The organism is Rathayibacter sp. SD072 (genome assembly GCF_017355185.1).
In the GTDB taxonomy this organism is placed as follows: domain Bacteria; phylum Actinomycetota; class Actinomycetes; order Actinomycetales; family Microbacteriaceae; genus Rathayibacter.
Window position 1 is genome coordinate 1 of the sequence record NZ_JADILJ010000117.1, and the last position, 289, is coordinate 289.

Below are 289 nucleotides of genomic sequence, written 5' to 3' on the forward strand. Positions count from 1 at the left end.
TCGCAGGGCGGTGTAGCGATGCGCTCGAGCGAGGATCACCAGGGGCGGGAGGACTGCGGCGACGATGAGCAGTTGCATCGCCTCGATGCCGAGGTTGAAGCCCAACAGGGCGAGCACGAGGCGACTGCCGGTGAGGTCGAGCTCACGGAGTGTCTCGGAGAACGCGAGCCCGTGGATGAATCCAAATGCTCCGGCGATGGCTACTTCGCGGCCGGGGAAGATCGGTCGGATCGCGTGGATCGCAGCGACGAGGATGCTGACCGCGATCAGCGCTTCGATCAGGCCGGTG

At 65.7% G+C, this 289-nt stretch carries 1 protein-coding gene; it reads right to left on the reverse strand.

Annotated features, from left to right (window positions below; all coding sequences use genetic code 11):
• The coding region (locus tag IOC53_RS18690) for a HupE/UreJ family protein (RefSeq protein ID WP_207408132.1) at positions 1-289 on the reverse strand (289 nt) is incomplete at both ends.